Annotated in this window: 17 protein-coding genes and 2 pseudogenes; 12 read left to right on the top strand and 7 right to left on the bottom strand. The window is 68.9% G+C overall.

Translation table 11 applies throughout. The features are described 5' to 3' along the window. Positions 1-84: 84 nt before the first annotated feature. A pseudogene (locus tag ACN28I_RS17140) lies at positions 85-1,143 on the bottom strand (serine/threonine-protein kinase); the annotation flags it as partial. 130 nt (positions 1,144-1,273) lie between these two features. On the opposite strand from ACN28I_RS17140, the pseudogene ACN28I_RS17135 reads away from it, so the two are divergent. Then, positions 1,274-2,127, top strand: a pseudogene (locus tag ACN28I_RS17135) (lysophospholipid acyltransferase family protein). Between the two features lie 19 nt (positions 2,128-2,146). Beyond that, positions 2,147-3,091, top strand: a complete 945-nt coding sequence (locus ACN28I_RS17130) for an SDR family oxidoreductase (RefSeq protein ID WP_420943077.1) — start codon at positions 2,147-2,149, stop codon at positions 3,089-3,091. A 265-nt stretch (positions 3,092-3,356) separates the two neighbouring features. On the opposite strand, the gene ACN28I_RS17125 is transcribed toward ACN28I_RS17130, so the two are convergent. Further along, positions 3,357-3,683, bottom strand: a complete 327-nt coding sequence (locus ACN28I_RS17125) for a hypothetical protein (protein ID WP_420943076.1) — start codon at positions 3,681-3,683, stop codon at positions 3,357-3,359. 164 nt (positions 3,684-3,847) lie between these two features. Here ACN28I_RS17125 and ACN28I_RS17120 point away from each other — a divergent pair, with 164 nt between their 5' ends. Next, on the top strand, positions 3,848-7,306 hold the full coding sequence (locus tag ACN28I_RS17120) for a tetratricopeptide repeat protein (RefSeq protein ID WP_420943075.1): 3,459 nt from the start codon (positions 3,848-3,850) through the stop codon (positions 7,304-7,306). 58 nt (positions 7,307-7,364) lie between these two features. Continuing rightward, positions 7,365-7,685, top strand: coding sequence for a hypothetical protein (locus ACN28I_RS17115; protein ID WP_420948655.1), 321 nt, complete (start codon positions 7,365-7,367; stop codon positions 7,683-7,685). Positions 7,686-7,708: 23 nt separating this feature from the next. Here the strand turns inward: ACN28I_RS17115 and ACN28I_RS17110 are convergent, their stop codons facing one another. Beyond that, positions 7,709-8,695 carry a HEAT repeat domain-containing protein gene (locus ACN28I_RS17110; RefSeq protein ID WP_420943074.1) on the bottom strand — a complete coding sequence of 329 codons (987 nt, stop codon included), beginning with the start codon at positions 8,693-8,695 and terminating at the stop codon, positions 7,709-7,711. 20 nt (positions 8,696-8,715) lie between these two features. Beyond that, positions 8,716-9,651 (bottom strand): hypothetical protein, encoded by a 936-nt coding sequence (locus ACN28I_RS17105; RefSeq protein WP_420943073.1) that lies wholly within the window; start codon positions 9,649-9,651, stop codon positions 8,716-8,718. A gap of 566 nt (positions 9,652-10,217) precedes the next feature. Here ACN28I_RS17105 and ACN28I_RS17100 point away from each other — a divergent pair. Next, a complete protein-coding gene (locus ACN28I_RS17100; RefSeq protein ID WP_420943072.1) occupies positions 10,218-10,406 on the top strand; it encodes a hypothetical protein in 189 nt (62 codons plus the stop codon). A 33-nt stretch (positions 10,407-10,439) separates the two neighbouring features. Here the strand turns inward: ACN28I_RS17100 and ACN28I_RS17095 are convergent, their stop codons facing one another. Beyond that, positions 10,440-11,066, bottom strand: coding sequence for a hypothetical protein (locus ACN28I_RS17095; protein ID WP_420943071.1), 627 nt, complete (start codon positions 11,064-11,066; stop codon positions 10,440-10,442). Between the two features lie 681 nt (positions 11,067-11,747). Between ACN28I_RS17095 and ACN28I_RS17090 the strand changes: the two genes are divergently transcribed. The 5 genes from ACN28I_RS17090 to ACN28I_RS17070 all read left to right on the top strand — a co-directional run bounded on the left by ACN28I_RS17090 (position 11,748) and on the right by ACN28I_RS17070 (position 18,885). Further along, entirely contained in the window at positions 11,748-12,491 is a 744-nt protein-coding gene (locus tag ACN28I_RS17090) for a cytochrome P450 (RefSeq protein ID WP_420943070.1), read from the top strand. Positions 12,492-12,759: 268 nt separating this feature from the next. Beyond that, a complete protein-coding gene (locus ACN28I_RS17085; protein ID WP_420943069.1) occupies positions 12,760-13,383 on the top strand; it encodes a hypothetical protein in 624 nt (207 codons plus the stop codon). 176 nt (positions 13,384-13,559) lie between these two features. Beyond that, a complete protein-coding gene (locus ACN28I_RS17080) occupies positions 13,560-14,084 on the top strand; it encodes a hypothetical protein (protein WP_420943068.1) in 525 nt (174 codons plus the stop codon). A gap of 196 nt (positions 14,085-14,280) precedes the next feature. After that, a complete protein-coding gene (locus ACN28I_RS17075; protein WP_420943067.1) occupies positions 14,281-15,816 on the top strand; it encodes a P-loop ATPase, Sll1717 family in 1,536 nt (511 codons plus the stop codon). A gap of 573 nt (positions 15,817-16,389) precedes the next feature. Continuing rightward, complete coding sequence (locus tag ACN28I_RS17070; protein WP_420943066.1) at positions 16,390-18,885, top strand: hypothetical protein; 2,496 nt, start codon at positions 16,390-16,392, stop codon at positions 18,883-18,885. Between the two features lie 3 nt (positions 18,886-18,888). Here the strand turns inward: ACN28I_RS17070 and hflX are convergent, their stop codons facing one another. Continuing rightward, positions 18,889-20,310: a GTPase HflX gene (gene hflX / locus ACN28I_RS17065; protein WP_420943065.1), complete on the bottom strand. Its 1,422-nt coding sequence runs from the start codon at positions 20,308-20,310 to the stop codon at positions 18,889-18,891. 118 nt (positions 20,311-20,428) lie between these two features. Next, a complete protein-coding gene (locus ACN28I_RS17060) occupies positions 20,429-20,857 on the bottom strand; it encodes a VOC family protein (RefSeq protein WP_420943064.1) in 429 nt (142 codons plus the stop codon). 39 nt (positions 20,858-20,896) lie between these two features. Between ACN28I_RS17060 and ACN28I_RS17055 the strand changes: the two genes are divergently transcribed. Together ACN28I_RS17055 and ACN28I_RS17050 are read left to right on the top strand one after the other, a co-directional pair. Further along, the gene (locus ACN28I_RS17055) at positions 20,897-22,315 is read left to right on the top strand and encodes a dicarboxylate/amino acid:cation symporter (protein ID WP_420943063.1); all 1,419 of its coding nucleotides are present in this window, start codon (positions 20,897-20,899) and stop codon (positions 22,313-22,315) included. Positions 22,316-22,462: 147 nt separating this feature from the next. Next, on the top strand, positions 22,463-22,801 hold the full coding sequence (locus tag ACN28I_RS17050) for a hypothetical protein (protein WP_420943062.1): 339 nt from the start codon (positions 22,463-22,465) through the stop codon (positions 22,799-22,801). Positions 22,802-22,870 lie beyond the last annotated feature (69 nt).

The raw sequence follows: 22,870 nt of genomic DNA, 5'->3' as shown, positions 1-22,870 counted from the left end.
CACCAGGGCCACCAGGGCCGTCTTGCGCCGCCGGGCCCGCCGCCGCGCATCGAGGTCCACCTCCAGCGCCGCGACCAGCTTCTGCATGGACGCGGGGCGCTGCGCGGGGTCCGCCCGCAGCCCCTGCACCAGTGCGCGCGCCACCCAGCCGGGCACGTCCGTGTTGGCTGGAGGGGGCTTCACCCGGCCCTCGAGCTGGGCCTCGGTGGACTCGGCCTGGGTCGCGCCGGAGAAGGGGTGTTGCCGGTAGAGGGCCTCGTAGAGGGCCACGCAGAAGGCGAACAGATCGCTTCGCGCATCGGCCGGCCCGGCCCGCAGCAGCTCGGGGGCCATGTAGCGGGGCGTGCCCAGCAGCGTGCCTTGCAGGGTGAGGGGGCTGTCCAGGGCGCCCGGCGGCAGGGGCAGGGGCGTGTTCGAGGAGGCCACCGGGGTGGTGGTGGTGCCGGCGCGCGCCAGGCCGAAGTCCGTCACCCGCACCCGCCCGTCCTTGCCCACCAGGACGTTCTCGGGCTTGAAGTCGCGGTGCACGAGGCCCGCCTCGTGCGCGGCCGCCAGCCCGCGCCCCGCCTCCAGGTACACGTCCAGCGTCTCCCGCCAGGTGCGCGGGGCCTGCTCGCTCCAGCGCCGCAGCGTCTGCCCCTCCACCATCTCCATGGCGATGAAGATGGCGCCGTCCTCGAGGGTGCCCACGTCGTAGATGGCCACCACGTTGGGGTGCGAGAGGCGCGCCATGGCCTGGGCCTCGCGCAGCATGCGCGTCTCCAGGTCGTGCTGGGACAGGCCGGGGTCCCAATCCCGGCGCAGCAGCTTGAGGGCCACGCGCCGGTCCAGCCGCGAGTCATAGACGGCCACCACCTCGCCCATGCCGCCCTGGCCGAGCCGGTTGAGCACGGTGTAGCGGCCGGCCAGCGTCTGTCCCGGCGCGGTGGAGACGGGTCCGCTCCGGCGGGGCTCGGAGGGGGAGGCTTCCTGGGAGAACAGCGGCGTGGCGAAGCTGCGGACCTGGGTGGCGGCCTCTCCCAGCGCATCCGAGAACTGGAGGGTTTGAGCCGGTGGGGCGGCCTGGGAGCGCACCACCGTGGCGTCCTCCTCCAGGGTGCCGGTGCCCGAGTCCTCTTTCGCCCGTGGCCCCTCCTCGCTCATGTGCGTGCCTCCCCGGGAGTGACTGTCGCCAATGGGACAGTCTTACCCCGAACCCGGGAGGTAGAGTAGCGGTGACCCTCCGGCCTCGTTCCCCTCCCAGCGTGGGAAGCGATGGTGTAGACACGCCCCCATGCTCGAGCAGCTCTCCGACAAGGTGAAGCAGGAGCCCGGGAGTGGACGGAGCGCATGGTGGGCCCGGAGCGCAAGGAGCGCCTGCAGGCGCTCGCCCGCACCGGCAATGAGTACGGGGTGGATCCGTTCGGCTTCAACCTCGACTACAGCCTGTCGGCGCTCGCCCCCTTCTTCTGGCTCTACCGTCACTACCACCGGGTGGAGACCTTCGGCATCGAGAAGGTGCCCAAGGGCCGCGTCCTCCTCATCTCCAACCACTCCGGCCAGCTCCCCATGGACGGGGCGATGATCGGCGTGGCCCTGCTGCTGGAGGCGGACCCGCCGCGCGCCATCCGCAGCATGGTGGAGAAGTGGGTGCCCTCGCTGCCCTACGTCTCCACCTTCATGGCCCGCGTGGGCCAGATCGTCGGCACCCCGGAGAACTGCCGCCGCCTGCTGGAGGCCGACGAGGCCATCCTCGTCTTCCCCGAGGGCGTGCGCGGCCTGGGCAAGCTGTGGCCCCAGCGCTACCAGCTCCAGGACTTCGGCCTGGGCTTCATGCGCCTGGCCCTGGAGACGAACACCCCCATCGTCCCCATCGCCGTGGTGGGCGCCGAGGAGCAGTCCCCCGCGCTGGTGGACGTGAAGCCCCTGGCGAAGCTGCTCGGCTTCCCCTCCTTCCCCCTCACCGTCACCGGGATGCCGCTGCCCCTGCCCACCAAGTACCGCATCTACTTCGGCGATCCGCTGCGCTTCACCGGCCGCGCCGACGACGAGGACAGCGAGCTGGACAAGAAGGTCCGTACCGTGAAGACCGCCATCCAGGGCATGCTCAACCAGGGACTCAAGGAGCGTCAGGGCGTCTTCTGGTGACGCGCCCGGCACCCTCGCCATGAATCAGGATCCATCCAAGAGACCGGCCGTCGTCATCACCGGCATCAGCGGCAACCTGGGCCGGGCCCTCGCCAAGGTGCTGCACAAGCACGAGCGCATCATCGGTATCGACCGGCGCCCCTTCGTGGGCCGGCCGAAGGACATCGAGATGCACCAGCTGGACCTGCGCAAGAAGAAGGCGGAGGACGTCTTCCGCAAGAACGACATCCGCGCGGTCATCCACATGGGCATCATGCACGACCCGCGCATGAGCGAGGAGGAGCACCACTCCTTCAACGTGGTGGGCACCACGCGCCTGCTCGAGTACTGCGCCAAATACGGCGTGCCCAAGGTGGTCGTCCTCTCCTCGGCCAACGTCTACGGCCCCAGCCCGGACAACTCCAACTTCCTCACCGAGGACGCGCCGCTCATGGCGGCCAGCCGCTTCTCGGGCGTGCGCGATCTCATCGAAGTGGACATGCTCGCGCATGGCTTCTTCTGGAAGCACCCCACTGTCCAGACGGTCATCCTCCGGCCCGTCCACATCGTGGGTCCCACCATCAAGAACGCCCCCAGCAACTACCTGCGGCTGCGCCGCCCGTGGGTGCTGGCGGGGTTCGATCCGATGGTGCAGCTCATCCACGTGGACGACGTGGCGCGCGCCATGGTGGAGGCCGCCCTGCGCCCCGAGCCCAAGGGCGTCTACAACGTGGTGGGCCCCGGCGAGGTGCCCCTGTCCGCCATCCACCGCGAGCTGGGCCACAGCGCCATCCCCGTGCCGCACCCCGTGGCCCGGCCGCTCCTGGGCCTCCTCTTCAAGTACCGGATCGCCAACTTCCCCCCGCCCGAGCTGGACCACATCCAGTTCCTCTGCAACGTGGACGGCTCTCGCTGGCGCCAGGACGTGGATTGGACGCCGCGCTTCTCCATGCGCGACACCATCCGCTCCGTCATCGGCGAGTAAGGGGTTCCGCTGACGCCGCTGTCAGGGTCCCGAGCCACGGGGCTTCAAAAGGGGGTCTGACATCCGTGTCAGGCCCCCTGGCTTTTCCGGTACGGGCTTTTCCCGACGGGGGGCATGCAACCCCTTGATTTCAGGAAGGCGGTGGGCGGCCAGGGGACTGGCACCCGCGTTGCTATGTACCCCATCAACTTCCTTAGGGGGTTCCATGGGGGAACCTTCGACGCCCACCGTTCCGGCCGGCCCCGGGACGGTGGGCGGTTTTTTTTCAGGGGAGCTCTCCGTCGAAGGGTCCCCCGGACTGCTTCTCCAGCAGCCACTTCCCCTCCCGGTAGATGAACTCGGAGGTGACGGTGTCGCTCTGCTCGGACACCGAGGGCAGGCGCATCCACTTGATGCGGCTGGTGACGATGGCCCGCTCGCCCTCCTCGACGACCTCGACCTCTTCGATCTCGTAGTCGGTGATGGACAAGTCCCGCTCGTCCTGCTTCTCCCGGCGGGCCCTCTCGAAATCCTGACGGCGCTCGGGGACGATGAAGCGGGTGGCGATGCGGTAGTCCTTCCAGCGCACGCGCTGGTGGAAACTTTCCACCACGGGGCGAAGCGTCTCCAGGTCGGACTTCTTCTTCGTGTGGGCGCAGCCCCCACTGAGAGCGAAAACGAGCAGCACAGCAAGCAGGCGAATCACCCGGGGAACGCTAGCACCCATTCCAGAGGGGGAGAAACGGAAGAGGCGCCGGTGATATGGTCCCGGGCCGCATGGCCAAATCGTTGGTGGAGCGCTACGAGCAGCTCCTCGCCCAGGATCCTGCTTCATCGGTATTCGTCGAGCTGGCCAAGGCGCTGGTCGCCAAGGGCGAGCACGCCCGCGCCATCGCCGTGTGCGAGCAGGGCATTTCCCACCATCCCAACTCGGTCACGGGGCGGGTGCTGTGGGGCAAGGCCCTCATCCTGATGGGGCGCCCCGCCGAGGCGATGGCGCAATTCGATCAGGCGGTGTCGATCGACAAGGAAAACCCGCACGCCTACAACCTCATCTCCGAGGTGTTGCTGCAGCGGGGCCTCTACCGCTCGGCACTGCCCATTCTGCGCAAGGCGTTGGCGCTGCAGCCCAACGATGCCCGCGTGCGCGGATGGATGGAGCAGGCGCAGGCCGCGCTCGCGGGTGGACCCGCCCCGGCCTTCGGAGACCTGAACGCCCTCGAGCCCAAGAGCTCGGAGGAGACCGCCGCGCCCGCGGAGGCGTCCGAGCAGGCTTCCGCCGAGGCCCCCGCGGCGCCGGCCGCCCCGGAGCTGTCGCCCGAGGCCGTGACCGCGGAGACGGTGGTGGCCGCGGAGGCCCGGGAATCCACGCCGGCCCCGGAGGCTTCTTCCGAGCCGGTGCTGGAGGGCGTGGAGGCCGCTCCGGACGAGGCGCCCGTCGAGCTGTCGCTGGAGGCCAGTGACATCGACGGAGGCGCGCCGTCCGAGGCCGCGCCGGCCGGGAGCCCCGAGGAGGCGCTGACCGTCGAGGAGGAGCCGCTGGCCGGCCCGGCCGAGGCTTCCGGCGGTCCGGAGGCGCTGGAGACGGCTCCGGCCGAGGCCGCTGCCGCGGACGACGAGGGACTGCTCGCGGAGCTGCCGCCGCTGGAGTCCGAGCCCGAGCCCGCCGCTCCCGAGGCGCTGGAGCCCGAAGCCCCGGCCCTGCACTCCGTGCCCACCGCGCAGCCTGGCGGGACGGGCTCCCGGCGCGGGTTGCTCGCGGAGCTGCCCGAGGCCTCGGGCGCCGCCCCGGTGGTGCCCGCGCAGGCCGCCGCTCCGGTGGCCCGGCCGCCCGTGCAGGACGTGGCGGCCCTCACGGCGGCCTACGAGCGCGAGCTGCGCGAGAAGCTGCTTCCCAAGGACTCGGCCTCCTTCCTCCCACCCCGGGCGATGAAGGTGGCGGCGGCGGCGGCCGTCCTGGTGCTGCTGTGCGGCGTGTTCCTCGTGGTGCGCGCGAAGCAGGGCGGACAGGCGCTCGCCTCGGCCCTGGATCGCGTCTCCCGGTTGCTGGAGCAGGACACGGAGGCCTCCCGGCAGGAGTCGCTCTCGCTGCTCTCCCACGTGGTGGCGCTGGAGGACGACAACACCCGGGCCTGGGCCCTCTCGGCCTATGCCCACGCCCTGCGGTACGCGGACACGGCTTCCGCCGAGGAGCGGACCCAGGCGCTCGAGGCGCTCGGCCGCCCCGGGGTGCGCACGGAGCATCCGGTGAGCTCCCTGGTCGTGGACGCGCTGGTGGCCGACGCGCAGGGCCGTGACGCCGCCCGCCGCGCGCTGCTGGCCGCGAAGGTGGAGAGCCCGGAGGCGCACGGCCTGGCCGGTGGCGTGCTCCTGGAGCAGGGCCTGGAGAAGGAGGGCCTGGAGCGCCTCGAGCGCGCGCTGAAGCTGTCGCCGCGCAACGTGCGCGCCCTGGTGTCGCTCGGCGCCTACTACCGCGACGCGGGCGATGCGGTGAACGCCCTGAAGATGTACTCGGCCGCCACGAAGCTGGCCCCCGAGCACCCGGTGGCGCGCCTCGGTGTCGCGGAGAGCCGCCTGGCGCTCGGCCAGGAGCTGGCGCAGGCCCTCGCGGACGTGCAGGGGCTGAAGGGTGACGCGCTGCCGGTCTCCCTGCGCGAGCGCCACCGGCTGGTGCGGGGCCGGTTGATGACGGCCCTGGGCAAGGCCAGCGAGGCGCGGACGCTGCTGGCCGAGGGCGTGAAGGGCCCGCTGGCCTATGAGATCTCCCTGGCGCTCGGCGAGGCGAATCGCGCGGCCGGGGACATGGCCGCCGCGCAGCGGGCCTTCGAGCAGGCCCTGACGTTGAAGCCCAGCAGCGAGGAGGCCGCGGCGGGACTGGGCCGGGCGCTGCTGGACCGCGATCGCGAGCGCGAGGTGCTCTCCCGGGTGGAAGGGGAGGGCCCCGAGGTGGCGCTGGTGAGGGCCGCGGCGTACGCGAAGCTGGGAGACTTCAAGCGCGCCCGGGTGGAGCTGGCCCGCACGCGCGTGGAGGACCGCTACCCCGCCGAGGCCATCATCTACCTGGCGCAGGCCGACGCCGCCGAGGGCGAGCGGGCCCGGGCGTACGAGGCGCTGGAGAAGACGCTCGCGGCGACGAAGAAGGCCAAGGCCGAGGTGCGCACGGCGCTGGGGCAACTGCACTGGCAGGACAAGGCCCTGGACAAGGCGAGCACCCTGCTGGAGGCGGCGGTGGCCGAGGGCACGCGGGACTACGAGGCCTCGTGCGCGCTGGGCCGGTTGCTCATCGCCCGGGGGCTGCCGGACCTGGCGATGAAGCCGCTGACGCAGGCGGTGGAGCGCAACGGCGCGCACGGCGAGGCGCGCGAGGCGCTCGGCCGGGCGCTGCTGGCGCTGGGCCGCACGACCGAGGCCCTCAAGCAGTTCGAGGAGTGGCAGCTCGACAACCCGGGCGCGGCGGGGGCCCACAAGGGCTTCGCGATGGCCCTCTACCAGACCGGGAAGATGAAGGACGCGGAGGCGGCCTCCGGGCGCGCGGTGAAGCTGGTGTCGAACGATCCCGAGGCGCACCGCGTGCGCTCGGACATCCTCTTCGCGCTGGGAGACACGCGGGGTGGCTTCAGCGCCCTGGAGAGCGCCAACAAGCTGGACAGCAAGTCGGCGGAGACCTTCTGCGGCATCGCCCGGGCGTTCCTGCGGCAGGGCCTGGTGGCCAACGCGGGCAAGGCCTACGAGGCGGCGCGGCGCGAGGGTCCCGAGACGCCGTGCGGCCGCTCGGGTGAGCACTGGGTGGAGGACTCGGGCGGACGGGCCGCGGCGAAGGTGCTGCAGGGCATCGCCGAGAAGGCCTCCACCACGTGGGACAAGTCATTCGCCCAGGCGGCCATGGCTCGGGTGCTGCTGGCCGCCGGAGCGGCGAAGGACGCGCGGGCGGCCGCGGACGAGGCGGTGCGGCTGGAGCCCTTCTCCGGACGCAACCACCTGGTGCTGGGGCAGGTGGCGCTGAGGCAGCGTGACGAGGCCGCGGCCCTGAAGGCGCTCAACCGCGCGGTGGAGCTGGAGCCCGTGGACGGACTGGCGTGGCTGGCGCTGGCGGACGCGCTGGTGCGCAACCCCGCCGAGACGGAGCGGGCGGTGCAGGCCTATGGGACGTTCCTGAAGCTCGCGGGCGGTTCGCCGGAGGCGGCCCGGGTGAAGAAGGCCCTCAAGCCGCTCCAGAAGAAGTTGGGAGGCCGGTAGCGTGCAACAACCCCAGCCCCAGTCATCGCTGCCGCCACCGCTGCCGTTGATGCGCATCATGGGAGGCAATGCCTTCCTGCTGTCCGTCCTCTACCTGCTGGTGGGCATCGTGGTGGAGGGGGCGCGGCGCGTGTGGCCGTCCATCTTCCTGCAGCGGCTGTCCCTGTCGCTCGACTCGCTGCCGGCGCGGGCGCTGGAGTTGGTGGGGTTGATGGAGCCGCTGCGCGAGGCCTACTTCACCCAGCAGATCCGCGAGTCCGTGGTGCGCCTCGTCTTCGGCGTCACCACCATCATCATCATCTTCCTGCTCGCGGTGGTGGTGGGCGTGTTCATGGGCTCGCTGCGCAGCCTCGCGCTGCGCCGGGCCTCGCGCCGGTAGATGCCGTCCCCAGAAGGGGCCCTTTAGAGAAGCGTTCCCGTGGAGGGGCGTCCGCGCAGCACGAGGGCCGCATCATCGAAGACCTTGGCCAGACCGGGATCTGCTGGCCGGTGTGCTTCGAGGAGAGCTGCATCCTCCGGGTGGCCCAGGTGCTTGAGCAGGACAGCGGCTTGAAGGGAGCACTTGAGAGAGGAGGTCGCCGCGACCAGCCTCCGGGCCATGTCACGTAGCCTGTCGAGTTCTGCCTCCCGGAGCATGGGGAGGAGCCACTCCGGGCGCAGGAGGAGCAGAGAGAACAAATCCACGCAGTAGCCCGAGGCCACGCCTTTGTACTTCACGGCCGTGTCCACCAGGGGCCATGCCGAGGAGATGAAGGCGGGTAGGGTGGAGACAAGTGCCTCGGGTATCTCCTCGGTGAGCACCGTGAGCACCTCGCCCTTGAGCCCGATGGGAACGGAGTCATCGCTGGCCCAGGCACGGAGCTCTTCCGGGGACTTCTCCAGCAGTACGCGCAGGCCGTGCAGGGCTGTGGGGGCTGAATGTTCGAGTTTCTCCAGCCCCTGGCGGACGACAGGAATCAGGTCCGGATGCCGTTGGCGCCACAGAGCGCAAGCCACGTCATTCAAGTCCGCGGCCTCGGGCCTGCCATGGGCGACCAGCCGCTCCAGCCTGCGTGCCAGACTCGCCCTTGCGCTCGCGCCCTTGATGCGTCCCAGTGCCTGCGTGAGGGCCTCCACGACGGCGGCTCCATCGTGGCCTCCCCGTGCTTCCTCCAGGGCAAGCTGGTGCTCGAGTCGCTTGGCGCTGGAGGCACCGCCCAGCTCGCCGAGGCCGAATGCCGCTGCCTGACGCACGGCTGCCTCCGGGTCCTCCAGCATGGCCTCCAACAGGGGCCGGGCCTTGCGCGCGCCGAGCTGGGACACCTGGGCACGCGCGCGGGCCTCATCGCCCTCGCTGAATGCCTGGAGGAACCCGTTCCGCCACTGCGTGACATCCTCCCTCTGCGCCATGCCTCGCCCTGGTCCTCTTCCTACGGAAAGCCTACTCCGGGAGGGACGTACCTTCCCACCAGCGTCCCGTCGAGTAGATACAGCTCGAGAATGGCGTCCGGGTCCGCCCGCTTCATGGATTCGAAAGCTTCCAGCTCACGCTTCAAGTCCCGAGGGTTGGAGACATAGTTGGTGTTGTGCCGCACCCCATCCGGCCGCACCGACGATGCATCCGGTCTCCGGAAGCGAACGTCCTTCACGGGTGCTTCATCATAGACGCGCTTGCCCGCTGCATCCCTCTGGACCCTGTCCTTCCTCAGACTCGTATGCCCGGCCGCTTCCCGTGAGGCCAGGTCCCGCTCGATGGTCTCGTTGTGAGCCGGGTTCTGCCGGGTGTGGGGTTGCCCGTAGCGCGTGGCGAGCGTGGGTGCTCCGCTGGAATTGCTTCCCGAAGCGTTGGTCGCGCAAAGAGCCAGGCTGGAGCAGATGGCGGCGCCCGCGGCCACACCGGAGACGATGAGGGAGCCGTCCGCCACGAGCTGAGCGGTGGAGACGGATTGCTCCAGGAGGACGAGTCCTTCGGGCGTCACCGAGGGCAGTAGCCGCCAGATTCCGCCCTCGGGCACCTGGGGAATGAGTCTGGCCACTCCCAGGGTCGCGACCGTTACCAGCACCCGCAGGTACGTGCCGCCCATGGCCTTGCCGAAGCGTGCGGAGGCAGCCTCCAACTCCTGGGGCGTGGAAGCGGCTTCCGCCTCTTGGTACAGGCGCAGGCCTGCCAGGGCTACATGGCCCAGTTCGATCAGGCCCACCGCCAGCGAGAGGCGCAGGGTGAGGGTTGCGGCGAAGGCTTTCGAGAACAACGGCTCGGGGGCCAGCCAGGCCGCGAAGTACACCCCGATGGAGATGCAGACACTGATGACGAAGGCGGGAGAGGTGAAGAGCGCGATGGCTGCCTCGCGGATCCCTTCGTGCATGTAGCGGGTAGAGAGTTGAAGGGCGAGGAAGAGGCGGCTGGATGTCAGGGACCCAGGCAGGGGGACCAATGGGGGGCCGAAGTGGGAGAGGAACTCCTCGCGCAGCCGCGACTCCCATGGGGGCGCCGTGTCCTGGCCGGCATTGCCCGCACCGGGTATTTCCAGCAGATGCAGCCGAGGGCGAGGTGGCGAGCCAAGGGGTGAGAAGGTGGCGAGAAAGGGGCTCACCTCCTCCAGGCTCAACACCTCCAGGGCGGAGTCGGGCGGACGGAGAGGGAAGAGGAGCTGCCGGCGATCCCCTGGTAACTCGCGGAGGCCAACCGGTAGGAACCGCACCTGCGCAGGTCCCGTGGGTGCCTGCTGCTTGATGACCAGCTCCTGGCGTTGCTGGGGGGCACTGGCGCGGGCGCCCCCACGTTGATGGACACCCGGAGTATCGGGAGCCTGCCGTGCTCCTCCTTCATCGGCGGTCGCCCTCGAGGTGACGCACGCGGTGGACAGGAGAGCGAAGCTCAACACCAGGGCCATACGCGGCGATGCAGGGGTTCTGCTCATGTTTCGGGAGCATGCCCCAGCCAGCGCTTCGAAGGCAGTCGCTGCGCGAGGCCTACTTCACCCAGCAGATCCGCGAGTCCGTGGTGCGCCTCGTCTTCGGCGTCACCACCATCATCATCTTCTTCCTGCTCGCGGTGGTGGTGGGCGTGTTCATGGGCTCGCTGCGCAGCCTCGCGCTGCGCCGGGCCTCGCGGCGGTAGTGGCTGGAGGCGGCGGGAATCGAACCCGGCTCCTCAGCGGGAGGAATCGAGCACCTGGAATGGGATGCTCAGCGTGGTGAACGTCTCACCGGTACTCTCGTCCACCAGACGGGCCTGGAGGATGAGCTGGCGCTCGTTGGCGCCGAGGCTCTCGAAGTAGAGGAAGCCCGTCCACGAGGACTCGTGCTTCAGGACGCCCTCGGGGAAGGCCTGGCGCAGCATGTCCGTCGTCGGCAGCCCGGCGCTTACGCAGGTGTAGCAGGCGACCTGGGGATCCCGGGTGAACTGGCCACCCGGGCGATACGTGGGAGGCGGTGTCGGCACCCGGGGAGAGCTGGGCCGGGCCAGCGTGTTGGGCTGGAGCGCGGCGTAGTGCGCCTCCCCCACGAGCGAGAAGCCGTCGTACTGGACGTGCAGGGTGCGGCCGCTGTTGTTCTCCAGGGCGAGTTCCACCGGCGTGAGGATGCTGGGGAGATCCGAGGGGGCCCCCTTCCAGGTGTCCGCGCTCACCACGAGCCGCACCCCTTTGTCCTCGGCGGCGGCGATGCGCCCGTCCTTCGAGAGGACGATCTGAGACGCCGGCATGGGGCGCATCCGCGCCGGGGTGGAACAACCCGTCAGCAGCCACAACACCACGACACCCAGAATGCAGGAGCGCATGAACGTGCTCTTCCTCGGTGATGAGTTTCCGGCCCCGCCGCGCATCTTCGACATGGGAGCGGAAGCCCGCCACCCCTATTTCCAGGACTGTTGCACGCCCGCCACGGGGTCCCCAGGCGGAGCCGCGTTGGCGGAAGGCGCGCGTCTATACCCCCCGGCCTCGAAGTTCTAAGGTCGGTGCTTTGCCTGCGAAGGAGCGCTCCATGACGGTCAGTCCCCTGTTCGCGGAGGGAGAGACGCTGTGGTCTCCCCACGTGCGCGCCAACCCGTTCCCCCTCTACAAGCGCATGCGGGAGGAGTTCCCCGCCGCTCGCATCACGGATCCGGCGACGGGGATGCACTTCTGGCTGCTGACGCGCTACGCGGATGTGGTCTCGATCGTGAGGGATCCGCGCTTCACGCAGGATCCCTCCCGCCTGCCCGACGAGGTCCGGCAGCGGTACTTCAGCCATAAGAACAGGGCGCTCAGCCAGCACCTGGTGACCGCGGATCCGCCGGACCACACGCGGAGGCGCTCGCTGGTGTCCAAGGCCTTCACCCCGCGCCGCATCGAGGAGCTGCGCCCGCGCATCACGGCGATCTGCTCGGAGCTGCTGGAGAAGCTGAAGGCCCAGGGCCCCGGGACGGACTTCCTCGAGGAAGCTCGCCTTTCCGCTGCCCGTCATCGTCATCACCGAGCTGTTGGGGATTCCCTCGGAGGACCGGGACCGGTTCCGCGAGTGGACGCAGACGTTCTTCACCCCTCCGTCGAAGGACGCCCAGGAGAAGACCCGCGAGGCCCACCAGCGCTTCATCCAGTACCTGGAGGACATCTTCGAGCAGCGCCGTCAGCAGCCCGGGGACGATCTGATCAGCGCGTTGCTCGCCGTGCAGGAGCAGGGGGATCGGCTGAGCGCCGAGGAGCTGACGAGCATGGTCTTCGTTCTGCTCGTCGGTGGTTACGAGACGACCGGGAACCTGTTGGGCAACGGCCTGCTGGCGCTGTTGCAGCATCCGGATCAGCTCCAACGGCTGCGGGAGGATCGCTCGCTCATCCCCTCGGCGGTGGAGGAGATGCTGCGCTACTGCGGCCCGTTCGAGCTGAGCATCCTGCGCTTCCCGAAGGAGGACCTGGAGCTGCACGGCCAGCGCATCCAGGCCCATGAGGCCGTCCGGGTGAACTACCTGGCTGCGGACCGGGATGCCGCGCAGTTCTCCGAGCCGGACCGGTTCGACGTGGGGCGCACGCCCAACAAGCACGTGGCCTTCGGTCATGGCATCCACTTCTGTCTGGGAGCGCCCCTGGCCCGGCTGGAGGCCATCGTCGCCTTCGAGTTGCTGCTGGAGCGGCTCCCGGGGATGCGTCTGGCCACGGCGCCCGAGAAGCTCGCGTGGCGCCCGAGTGCCCAGTCTCGTGGGCTGGTGAGCCTGCCCCTGGCGTTCTAGCGCGCTGCATCCTCCGGGTGGCCCAGATGCTCGAGCAGGACAGCGGCTTGAAGGGAGCACTTGAGAGAGGAGGTCGCTGCGATCAGCCTCCGTGGCGGGAATCGAACCCGCCGCCTGGCACTCCCGGAGCCCTGGCCCGAGCCCCATCCCTTTCAAGGCCGGGGCTTCCAGGAGCCCCGGAGAAATAGCCCGCGAATTTCCTGCATGATTCTCCCGCTCGCCGGCTCTTCCCCAAGGCAGGGCATTCAATTCCAAGAGGGGGAAGTGCATGAAACCGATGCAGCTGTCCGCAGGGAAGTCCGTGTTCCGCTCGTTTGCCGTCATCCCGCTCCTCGCCTCCACGCTCGCGCTTCCGTCCAGCGCACTCGCGCGGGAAGAGACGCCGGAGCCGGCCTCCACGTCCATCCGTTCTCAGCGCCGCGTCGGGATCATGGCGGAGGCTGGGTGGAACAGCCTCAGCGGGGTGGGGATGCAGGTGAGCTACCACTTCATGCCCCAGCTCTCGCTCGACGTGGCGGGGGGGCTGTCGGCGTTGGGCTGGAAGGCGGGCGCGCGCGCCCGCTACAACTTCGTCACCTCCAATTTCACGCCTTTCCTCGGCGCGGGACTCATGATCGGCTCGGGCGCGGGTGACGAGCCCCTCTCCGTTGACGACGGCACCAGGACGGTCCTGGCCCGGGTGGGGCTCGCTCCCTTCGCCCAGGTGGTGGGGGGCCTGGAGTACGTCGCGGATGGGGGCTTCAGCATCATGGCGACCGCCGGCTATGCCTTCGCCCTCACCCAGAATCCGGAGGTTGTCTCCGGAACCCCCACCGAAGCGCATCGGCAGGTCTTCGAGCTCCTGTACGGCAACGGCATCTCGCTGGGACTCGCGCTCGGCTACACCTTCTGACCCGGCCCAGGGGGTCGGACGGCTCGTCGGCCCCTGGATGGGCGCGGACTCGATCCGCGTCTCCAGATCGCGCGGCCCGAAGATTCTCTGCATGATTTTCCGGGTCCCTGGCTCATGAGAGATGGGAGCTCCGCCATTGCATCTCGCAAGCGCAGCTCCCGTCGGGGGAAGACCACATGCGCTACACGACTGCGCCCGCCGTACTGCTCGCCGCCTTCATGGCGGCCTGTGCCACCACCCCAGCGAAGAACTTCGACACCACGAGGCCGCTCCAGCTCGACGGAGGGACCTACCGCCAGGGCGACCAACCCATCCTGGTGTCTGACCTCGAGGAGAAGCTCGCGGCGCATCCGTCCGCCGGGACCAAGATGGGCGGCTACAAGGCGATGAAGTGGACCGGATTGATTCTCAGCAGTGTCGGCGGAAGCCTTGTCGGGTGGAACGTGGGGGACAACCTCATGAAGACGGGCAAGGCGGACTGGACGCCAGCCCTGGTGGGGGCCGGCACCATCGCCCTTGCCATTCCGTTCGCCCTCATCGCGGACGGGCAGCTGCGCTCGGCGGCAGAGAGCTACAACGGCAGCTTCACCCAGGCACAGTCGAAGGTGCTGGGCGGTGCGGTACCTTTCTTCGCCGTCCTGCCCGAGACAGAAGGGGGCAAGGGGGGCAAGTGCCTCGCGGGCGTCACGATGTCCTTCTAACCGCCTCTCCTTGAGCTGGTGCGGGAGGCCCTGGGGTCCCTTCCACCGTCCTGTCTCCACCACGCCCGCACGCCTCTCGCGGCCCCCCCGTGTCCTGGCGTGTGGTTTCGGTCCCTCGGCGGAGGCGCCGCTTTACAAGCGGGTGAGGCTGGGAAGAACCTCCCTGCGCAGTCCGTCAGCAGGAGGCGACCCTGTCATGCCTCAAACGCCGCTCGACGTCCTGGCCCCCTACTTCTTCTCCGGCACGGCCGAAGGGGAGAAGCGAATCCTCAAGGAGGTCTTCATCCCGCCGGGGCAGATGGCCGAGGTGCTGAACCTGCCGGAGGGCAACCCGCGCATCCTGGTGGGCTCGAAGGGGATGGGGAAGAGCGCCATGCTCAACCGCTTCTACGACGCCACGCGCGCCCAGAAGCTCCCCGCCCTGTTCCTGACGCCGAGCAACCTGGATCTCCGCCCGCTGCAGGGCCACAACGACCTCGCCACCATCGAGCGCACGCTCTTCCAGTGCCTGGTCAGGGCCGTGGCCGTGCATATCGGTACCCAGCTGGCAGGGTTGCTCAGCAACGCCGACAAGAAGTTGCGGGACGAGGCGTTGAAGGAGGGCCTCATCGAAGAAGACTTCATCGAGCGGGGGATCAAGCTCCTGGCGGCCGTCGCCAGGCCCACCACCCAGGTGGACTTCGCCCAGCTCGCCAAGGATCTGGCCGGTGGAACGTCGGATGCCGCGCTGCTCAACTCCATCACCGGCCACATGGAGGAAAGCGAGTCGGTCATGCTCGTGCTCTTCGATGACACCGACCAGGTCGCGTCGCCCGATGAGCCGAAGGAACTCAACCGCATCTGGGGAATGCTGCATGCGCTGCGGGACCTGGCCAGCAGGGTTCCCCAGATCAAGGTCGTCGCGACGCTGCGCTCCGAGGTGTGGACCCGGCTGCGGGACCCGGTGGGCAACCGCGAAACGCTCGACCACTTCCACGGATGCATCATGCACCTGAAGGGCTCGGAAGAGCTCCTCGACCGCATCGTCCAGCGCCGGGTCCTCAAGGCCGCGGAGAAGGCCTCCAAGGGGCCGGTGCGAGACCCCTGGGCCCTCTTCTTCGAGGGCAGCGAGGTCCACATCCCCGGGGCCGGTCCGGGTCACACGCGAGGCTGGAGATCCTTCCTCGTGACCAACTCGCGCGAGCGCCCGCGGGACCTCATCCAGTTCGTCTCCTTCCTTCTGCAGACGGCCAAGACCCGCATCGCGGATACGGAGCCGAATGCTGGCCCGCAGGCGCGAATCACGGGATCGGACGTCGCGCGCTCGCTCCCGCGCTTCTCGAAGACGCGGCTCGAGGATCTCTCGACCGAGGTGGGCAAGGCCTGCCCCCAGTTCTTCGCGGTCGCGGAGTCCTTCTGCACGCTCTCGTCCGAGCTCAGGTATGACGAGCTCCATCAGCATCTCGCGAAGCTCCCGTCCCGTTTCTCCATCCAGCTCCGTGGCAAGTCATTGCGGCCCGACTCGCACGATGCCGCGGCTCAACTCCACGCGCTCCTCTTCGAGGCGGGTTTCATCAATGCGCGGGTCGATGATCCGGGCCAGCCCAGGGGCTACCGGCACCTGACCTTCGCGGACAGGCCGGAGCTGACGGACCCGGCCCACGTCAACGAGGCTCGGGCGGCGCGGTGGGACGTGCATCCGGTCTTCCGCAGTCATCTCCTGCAAATCAAGCCACCGCCCCGGAAGGTCTGACTGTCTCCCGAGGGGGTTGGCTGCTCGTTCAGGAAGCAGTCACTCCCATGGCACTTCCGGGCATGTCCAAGGATCGCCACTCCAGCCGTCTTCACTCTGATGAACATGGAGGTGTCTGCACGGGGTTGAGCGCTCAAAGGCCGCAGGTGTTGTTCGTGGAGCAATTTAGAGGAGGTACCAGGACATGAGTCTCCGTGTCCCACCTTGCCAGGAAACAACCTGGCCCGTCCTAGTCTGGAGTCATACTTGCGTGAGCGGTCTCCAGATCCCCACGGGTGGTGATCCACGGAGCCGCTTTGTCTGGCCCTCGGACCTCGAGTCTCTTGATGGCCAAGGGTCAATCGGGAGCCCCAGGGAGCAGTCGCACTGGGCCCCGCCACCTCTCATTAAACTGGGCCGCTGCGAGCGTGCCCGGGCGCGAAGTGCAGCCCCCACGGTGCCTCATGGCGCTGTGGGGGTTTTGTTTTCAGCCCCACGTGATGACCCCAGACACCAGGTGGTGACGGGTGTCACCAGGGGCGGCGCTCCCTTGGGTGGCGCAACTCACCGGAAACACGAGGCCCCCGGGCTGGCATGACGGACGCAACAGGGCCCGTCATGCCCATCGCGCCCCTGTCCAGGCAGCCCCTCATCCACCGGTCTTCCTTCCCCCAGGGCACCCCCGTGGAGAAGCCGGCTCCGGCCGCTTCCGCCCAGAAGCCCGTGGAGGTCCTTGCTCGCAACGGCCGCGACACCTTCGAGCCCGCCGTGGCTCCCGCGGTGGCCGCGAAGCGCCTCCAGGAGACCGCCGCCGCCGGGAAGACGCTCGCCGCCGAGGCACCTCGTCCCGCCACGCCGCCTCCCCCGCGAACCGTCTCCGGCGAGGAGCGCGCCGGGAAGGAAGTGGACGTGAAGACGGTGGCGGACCGCCGCGTGGAGACCGAGGAGGCGCAGAAGAAGCTGAGCGAGGAGACCGGCAAGCAGGCCGATGACATCCTCGCCATGGCCAACGGCAAGGCGGTGGTGCCCCCGGGCGCCGAGGTGAAGAAGCTCTCCGACACCGAGGCGGAGCTGGTGCGCCGGGACAACAAGGGCGGCGTGCTCGAGCGCACCGTGGCCTCACGGGGCAAGGACGGCGCGGTCTCGCTGGACTCCGCGACGTATGCGAACGGCGTCAACAAGCGCGACCGGATGGAGGTGCTCGAGGGCAGAGGCACCCGCGTGCGGCATGCCGAGTGGAAGGGCGAGACGAACGAGGCCGGCGGCCTCAAGTCCTTCGATGACATCGCCAGGTCGCGGGAGCGCAACCTCGTCTCCTCGGACACGCACGTGCGCGTGGAGGACGGGCGGCTCAAGGTCGACGCATACGCGCAGGCCGACGGCGCCATCAAGGCCAGCCGCACCTCGTTCTACCAACAGAAGGGAGACAAGGGCATCGACAACAAGTTGGACAAGCCCTTCGACTACAAGAAGCCGGTGGATCGGGCGGATACCTACTCGTACTCGATTCCAGCGCCCAACGCGGATGGCTCCCAGGACAATCCCCAGTACCAGCGCACCCAGGATTTCTCCCAGGAGAACGTGAAAGCCACCTCCATCGTCAACCGCGAGCTGGATGGTCACACGAAGTACGCGGGGCAGGGGCCGCACAACCGCGAGGACGTGGATCGCCTGCGCGACGAGTACTCCAAGCACGGCGGCGAGAACTATGACGCCAACGACGGCACCAAGAAGGGCAAGACGCCCAAGCAGTGGTTCGTCGAGGTGCAGAAGGGCCCCGATGCCAAGGACACGCAGACCTTCATCGAGGGCTCGCCCAAGGCCACCGTCGTCACCCACCTGTCCCGCGAGGGCAGCCAGGTGCGCGAGAGCTACTCGGGGAAGACCTTCAAGCCCGGCTCCAGCGATCTGGCGGAGGTGAAGGGCGAGTCCTCGCGCACCTACGCCCAGGACGGTTCCATCGAGAAGATGGACGCGAAGCGCAAGGAGGCGGACGGCACGGACCTGGAGCAGCACTACGCCAGCACGCGCAAGCCCACGGACAAGGGCCTGGAGCTCAACGAGACGCTGGAGACGAAGCGCACGAAGGACGACAAGACGTTCACCTCGAAGCAGGAGGACACGTCACTCCTCTCCGGCCAGGGCGCGCAGTTGCTCGGCTCGCGCAACACGGTGACGGACCCGGACGGGCGGCAGGCCGTCTCCGAGGTGGGCAAGCAGGGCGAGAAGATGACGCTCTCGGGCCCCGGGGGCAGGGACCCTCGCACCGTCGCCCGCCCGGAGGACTTGAAGGACGATGAGGCGGGCAAGGACCTGTTGCTCCAGGCGAGCGTGTCCACCACCCACACCGTCCAGGACTTCCTGCGCAATGGGGGCACCCGGGCGCTCGGGGCACTCCACGGCCTGAGCGCGGGCGCGGACCAGTTGCCGCTGGGCAAGGCGTCCCGGGTGTTCGGCAAGGAGTCCGTGCAGAACTCCCTGCAGGGGGCGAAGGGAAGCGTGTCCTCGTTGGGCGGCGCTGCCGGTGTGGTGGCGGGCGGGTTGCAACTCGCCCAGGGCATCCGCGAGCACAACGTGTCCTCCATCTTCCAGGGCCTGGCGGACGTGGGCGTGGGCGCGTTGGACCTCTACAACGGCACCCAGTCCTTCCGGAACGCCATCAAGGGTGTGTCGGACTTCGCGCTGGAGGCCTCCGACGATGCGTCCCGGCTCGCCGGTGGTTGGCTGGGCAAGGCGACGGGGCTGGACAAGCTGGCGCAGACCTCGGCGGGCACCAAGGTGCTCGGGGCCATCAAGGGCCTGGGCGGCGCGGCCAACGTGGCCGGTGCGCTGGTGGGCACGGGCCTGGGCATCAAGGACATCGTCGACGGAGCGCGCTCGGGCGATGGGGCGCAGATCGCCAAGGGCGCCGTGAGCATCGCGGGAGGCCTTGGCGGAGCAGCCGCCGCCGTGGCCGCGGGCAGCGCCTTCGGTGGACCCATCGGCGCCGCCGTCGGCGCGGTGGTGGGCTTCTTCACCTGGGGCATCACCAAGCTCATCGACAAGATCAGCGACAAGGCGCACAAGATCGCCGGCCTGCAGATCGGCTGAGGCTCACGCCTCGAAGGCGCGGGTCAACCGGGCCATCGCCGCCGGGAGCGCCCGGACCTTCAGCCGCCGGCCCGTCTCGTCGAAGGCCTCGGAGATGACCCGGGCATGCTCGTACACCTCGCCGATGCGCGCCTGGCGGGAGTAGGGAATCACCAGCTCCGCCTCGACCATCGAGCGATCGAAGAACTCGATGAGGGTCAGGCGCAGCGCCGCGACGTCGTCCGGTGAGTGCGCCGAGAGGACGAGCGCCTCGGGGTGCTGCTGGAGCAGGGCCTCCCGGGCCTCGGGAGAGAGCCGGTCCGCCTTGTTGAACAACAGCCTGCTCGGGACGCTCTGCGCGCCAATCTCCCGGAGCACGGAGCGGGTGACCTCGAGCTGGGCTTCCCAGGTGGGATCGGAGGCATCCACCACGTAGAGCAGCAGCGAGGCCTCCAGCGCCTCATCCAGCGTCGACCGGAACGAGGCCACGAGATCGTGCGGCAGCTTCTGGATGAAGCCCACGGTGTCGGAGACGAGCACCCGCGGACGGGTCTCCGGTTGCAGTGCGCGCACCGTGGTGTCGAGCGTGGCGAAGAGCTGATCGGCCACCAGCACCTCGCTGCCCGTCAGGGCGCGCATGAGCGAGGACTTGCCCGCGTTGGTGTACCCGACGAGCGCCACCCGGAGCTGGTCCCTCCGGGCGTAGCGCCGGTTCTCCTGGTCCTGCTGGATGGACGCGAGCCCCTCGCGCAGCTCGGCGAGCCGGTCGCGAATCTTGCGGCGATCCAACTCCACCGCCGAGTCACCGGAGCCCCGGCCTTGCTGGCGCTCGCGGCTTCCCGTCGACTCGCGCATTCGCGGGGCGAGGTAGTTGAGCCGGGCGAGCTCCACCTGCATCTTCGCCTCGCGGCTCCGCGCGTGACGGTGGAAGATGTCCACGATGACGCCGGTGCGGTCGAGCACCTGGGCGCCCGTGGCCCGCTCGAGGTTGCTGAGCTGGCTGGGCGAGAGCTCATGGTCGACCACCACCACCGTGGGCCTCGCCGTAGCGGGCTCCTCGTCGCTTTCGGCCGCCAGCTCCTCCACGGGGAGCTCCTCGTCCTCCTCCTCCACTTCGGCCTCTTCTCCCGCCGCTTCCGCCTCGGCTTCCTCCGCCTTGGCCTCCCAGCGCTCACGGGCCTTCGATTTGCGCTCCTGCGCGCCCGAGGACACGGTGCCGCGGCCCCCGGTGAGATGGGCCAGCTCCTTGAGCTTTCCGGTCCCGAGGACCGTCCCTCCGGCGAGGCGCTCGCGGCGCTGGCTCACGGTCGCGACGACCTCGTAGCCGAGGGTGTGCACCAGCCGTCCCAGCTCAGCGAGATCGGCGGCGTGGTCAGTGTCCGAGACGCCCGGGAGCTGGACGCCCACCAGTACGGCGAGAGGGCGCGGGGAAGAGGAGGTCGACATGACACCCTCGTATCACGCCGGGCTCCCTCCCGCGCGGGTGGGCGTGCCGGGGTTGAACCCCGGTTCCTGATGGAATTGACCGGCGGTCCTACCCCCCCGGAGTCTTGGATGCCCTGGCTCAGGCGGTGAAGACGTGCTCGGGGTGGCGGAAGGCCTTGAACTCGAGCGCGTTGCCGCTGAAGTCCCGGAGGAACATCGTCGCCTGTTCTCCGGGTTGGCCCTCGAAGCGGATGCGCGGCGGGATGATGAACGTCACCTGCGCCGCGGCCAGCCGCTTCGCCACCTCCTGGAACTCCTCCCAGCCCAGCAGCGCGCCGAAGTGCGGCATGGGCACCGCGATCTCTTCCACCCGTCCGGTGTCCCGGGTGACGGTGGGCTCGCCCAGGTGGGCGGAGATCTGATTGCCAAAGAAATCGAAGTCCACCCACGTCTGGGTGCTCCGCCCTTCCCGGCACCCGAGCAGCTCGCCGTAGAAGCGACGGGTGGAGGTGAGGTCTCGGACGTTGAAGGCGAAGTGGAAGGGCCGCACGGGCGTGGACGGTACCACGCCCGGGCGCTTATGGTGCCGCGCCCCCAAGGAGACGACATGAGCACCCAGAGCGAGCCAACCGGCAAGTCCATGCCCCTGCACACGAAGATCCTGCTGGGGCTCGTGGTGGGAGCGGTGCTCGGGCTCGTGCTGAAGCTCACGCTCGGCGCGGAGCACGAAGCCGTCAAGGTGCTCAACCGCTACGTAGCGGGGCCGCTCGGGCAGATCTTCCTGCGCCTGCTCTTCATGGTGGTGATTCCGCTCGTCTTCGCCTCCATCTCGCTCGGCGTGGCGAGCCTGGGCGACCTGAAGCGGGTGGGGCGGATCGGCCTGAAGACGCTCACGTTCTTCTTCATCACGATGTTCATCTCGGCGTCCATCGGCCTGGGGCTGGTGCAGCTCCTGCGGCCCGGCACGCGCATCTCGCCCGAGACGCGCACCGAGCTCATGGCCACATACGCCAGCGACGCTGCCTCGAAGGTGCAGGCGTCGCAGCAGTCCACGTTCGGCATCGAGACGTTCGTGAACATCATCCCGCGCAATCCGGTGGCGTCGGCGGCGAACCTGGATCTGCTCGGCATCATCTTCTTCGGCATCATCTTCGGCGTGGCGCTGACGATGATCCACCCGGCTCGGGCCCGGCCGATGATCGGTGTGCTCGAGGCGCTCAACGACATCGTCATCAAGATCGTCGAGATGGCGATGAAGCTCGCCCCCATTGGAGTCGGGGCGCTCGTCTTCGGCGTCACCTCGCGCTTTGGCTGGGTGCTGCTCAAGCCGCTCGCCGTCTACGTGGTGGTGGTGCTCTCCGGGCTCCTCCTGCACACGATCATCACCTTCCCGCTCATCCTGCGGTTCCTGGTGGGGCTCTCGCCCTTCACGTTCTTCTCGCGCGTGAAGGCGGCGCTCGTCACCGCGTTCTCGACGAGCTCGAGCAATGCGACGCTCCCCAGGTCCATCGCCGTGGTCGAGCAGAACCTGGGCGTGCCGTCCAAGGTGGCGGGCTTCGTGCTGCCGCTGGGCGCGACGATGAACATGAATGGCACGGCGCTCTTCGAGGGCGTGACGATCATCTTCCTGGCGCAGGCGTTCGGCGTGACGCTGGACGTGGGCCAGCAGGCGCTCATCATGCTGATGGCGGTGATCACCGCGCTGGGGGCCGCGGGGGTACCCGGCGGCTCCATCCCGCTGCTCGTTGGAGTGCTGGCGATGTTCGGCGTGCCGGGAGAGGGCATCGCGCTCATCCTCGGCGTGGACCGGATTCTCGACATGGCGCGCACGGTGGTGAACGTCGCGGGAGACCAGGTGGCGGCGGCGTACATCGCGAAGAGCGAGGGGCTCTGGACGGCGGCGTCGGTGCCCGCGGCGGGAGTCCAGGCGGGCGCGGGGAAGCTCGACGAGAGCCCGGGTTGGCCCGGGCCCACGGACGTGCAGCCCACGGTGGAGAAGGACGAGCGCTCGCGGCCGGTGGGCTGAGCGCCCATCCGTCAGCATCACTGCCTCAAGCCGAAGATGACCCCGATATCAGGCTTCACACTCCGCAGAGAGTCCCTCGAGGAATCAGCCCGGCCCGGAGCCCTGCTCCATGAGGGACGGGAGACTGGCCTCGAAATCCATGCTGCCGTGCTCAACGCGCAGTTCTCGATGAAGCCTGATCTCTATCTGTTGTTCTTCACGGATGACTGCCCTTACGAAGAGGAACTGCAGATCATCCTGTTGGACAAGCACCTGAAGCTGATGGACGGCGTCAAGCTGGGAGGGATGTACACTCCTGGAATATTGTCCGACATCCGCGAGGAAGGTGAGAATCAGCTCAGCTTCGCTTTCTTCTCCGGCATCCGGACGATCCTCCAGCTTCATCCTGAGGGATTCACCCAGCTCATCAGAAGATTGCCACCACGCGTCAGGCCACTCAGACATCGATTCCTGGGCAAGCACTATCTGTCCGTCAGGAATACCTGAGTCATCAGCGCCACAGGAGGAGTCATGCCCGCGAAGAAAGATCCTGTTCTTGAAAATGCCCTCCAGCAG

It is taken from the genome of Archangium gephyra (assembly GCF_049060025.1).
Classification (GTDB): domain Bacteria; phylum Myxococcota; class Myxococcia; order Myxococcales; family Myxococcaceae; genus Archangium; species Archangium gephyra_A.
This window is presented reverse-complemented; position numbering and strand designations above follow the sequence as displayed.

What these genes read in the sequence shown, in the direction of transcription:
- ACN28I_RS17130 (WP_420943077.1), top strand. Translation starts at nt 2,147, where the DNA reads ATGAATCAGGATCCATCCAAGAGACCGGCCGTCGTCATCACCGGCATC.
- ACN28I_RS17120 (WP_420943075.1), top strand. Translation starts at nt 3,848, where the DNA reads ATGGCCAAATCGTTGGTGGAGCGCTACGAGCAGCTCCTCGCCCAGGAT.
- ACN28I_RS17115 (WP_420948655.1), top strand. Translation starts at nt 7,365, where the DNA reads ATGGGAGGCAATGCCTTCCTGCTGTCCGTCCTCTACCTGCTGGTGGGC.
- ACN28I_RS17110 (WP_420943074.1), bottom strand. Translation starts at nt 8,695, where the DNA reads ATGGCGCAGAGGGAGGATGTCACGCAGTGGCGGAACGGGTTCCTCCAG.
- ACN28I_RS17105 (WP_420943073.1), bottom strand. Translation starts at nt 9,651, where the DNA reads ATGCACGAAGGGATCCGCGAGGCAGCCATCGCGCTCTTCACCTCTCCC.
- ACN28I_RS17100 (WP_420943072.1), top strand. Translation starts at nt 10,218, where the DNA reads ATGCCCCAGCCAGCGCTTCGAAGGCAGTCGCTGCGCGAGGCCTACTTC.
- ACN28I_RS17095 (WP_420943071.1), bottom strand. Translation starts at nt 11,066, where the DNA reads ATGCGCTCCTGCATTCTGGGTGTCGTGGTGTTGTGGCTGCTGACGGGT.
- ACN28I_RS17085 (WP_420943069.1), top strand. Translation starts at nt 12,760, where the DNA reads ATGAAACCGATGCAGCTGTCCGCAGGGAAGTCCGTGTTCCGCTCGTTT.
- ACN28I_RS17080 (WP_420943068.1), top strand. Translation starts at nt 13,560, where the DNA reads ATGCGCTACACGACTGCGCCCGCCGTACTGCTCGCCGCCTTCATGGCG.
- ACN28I_RS17075 (WP_420943067.1), top strand. Translation starts at nt 14,281, where the DNA reads ATGCCTCAAACGCCGCTCGACGTCCTGGCCCCCTACTTCTTCTCCGGC.
- ACN28I_RS17070 (WP_420943066.1), top strand. Translation starts at nt 16,390, where the DNA reads ATGACGGACGCAACAGGGCCCGTCATGCCCATCGCGCCCCTGTCCAGG.
- hflX (WP_420943065.1), bottom strand. Translation starts at nt 20,310, where the DNA reads ATGTCGACCTCCTCTTCCCCGCGCCCTCTCGCCGTACTGGTGGGCGTC.
- ACN28I_RS17055 (WP_420943063.1), top strand. Translation starts at nt 20,897, where the DNA reads ATGAGCACCCAGAGCGAGCCAACCGGCAAGTCCATGCCCCTGCACACG.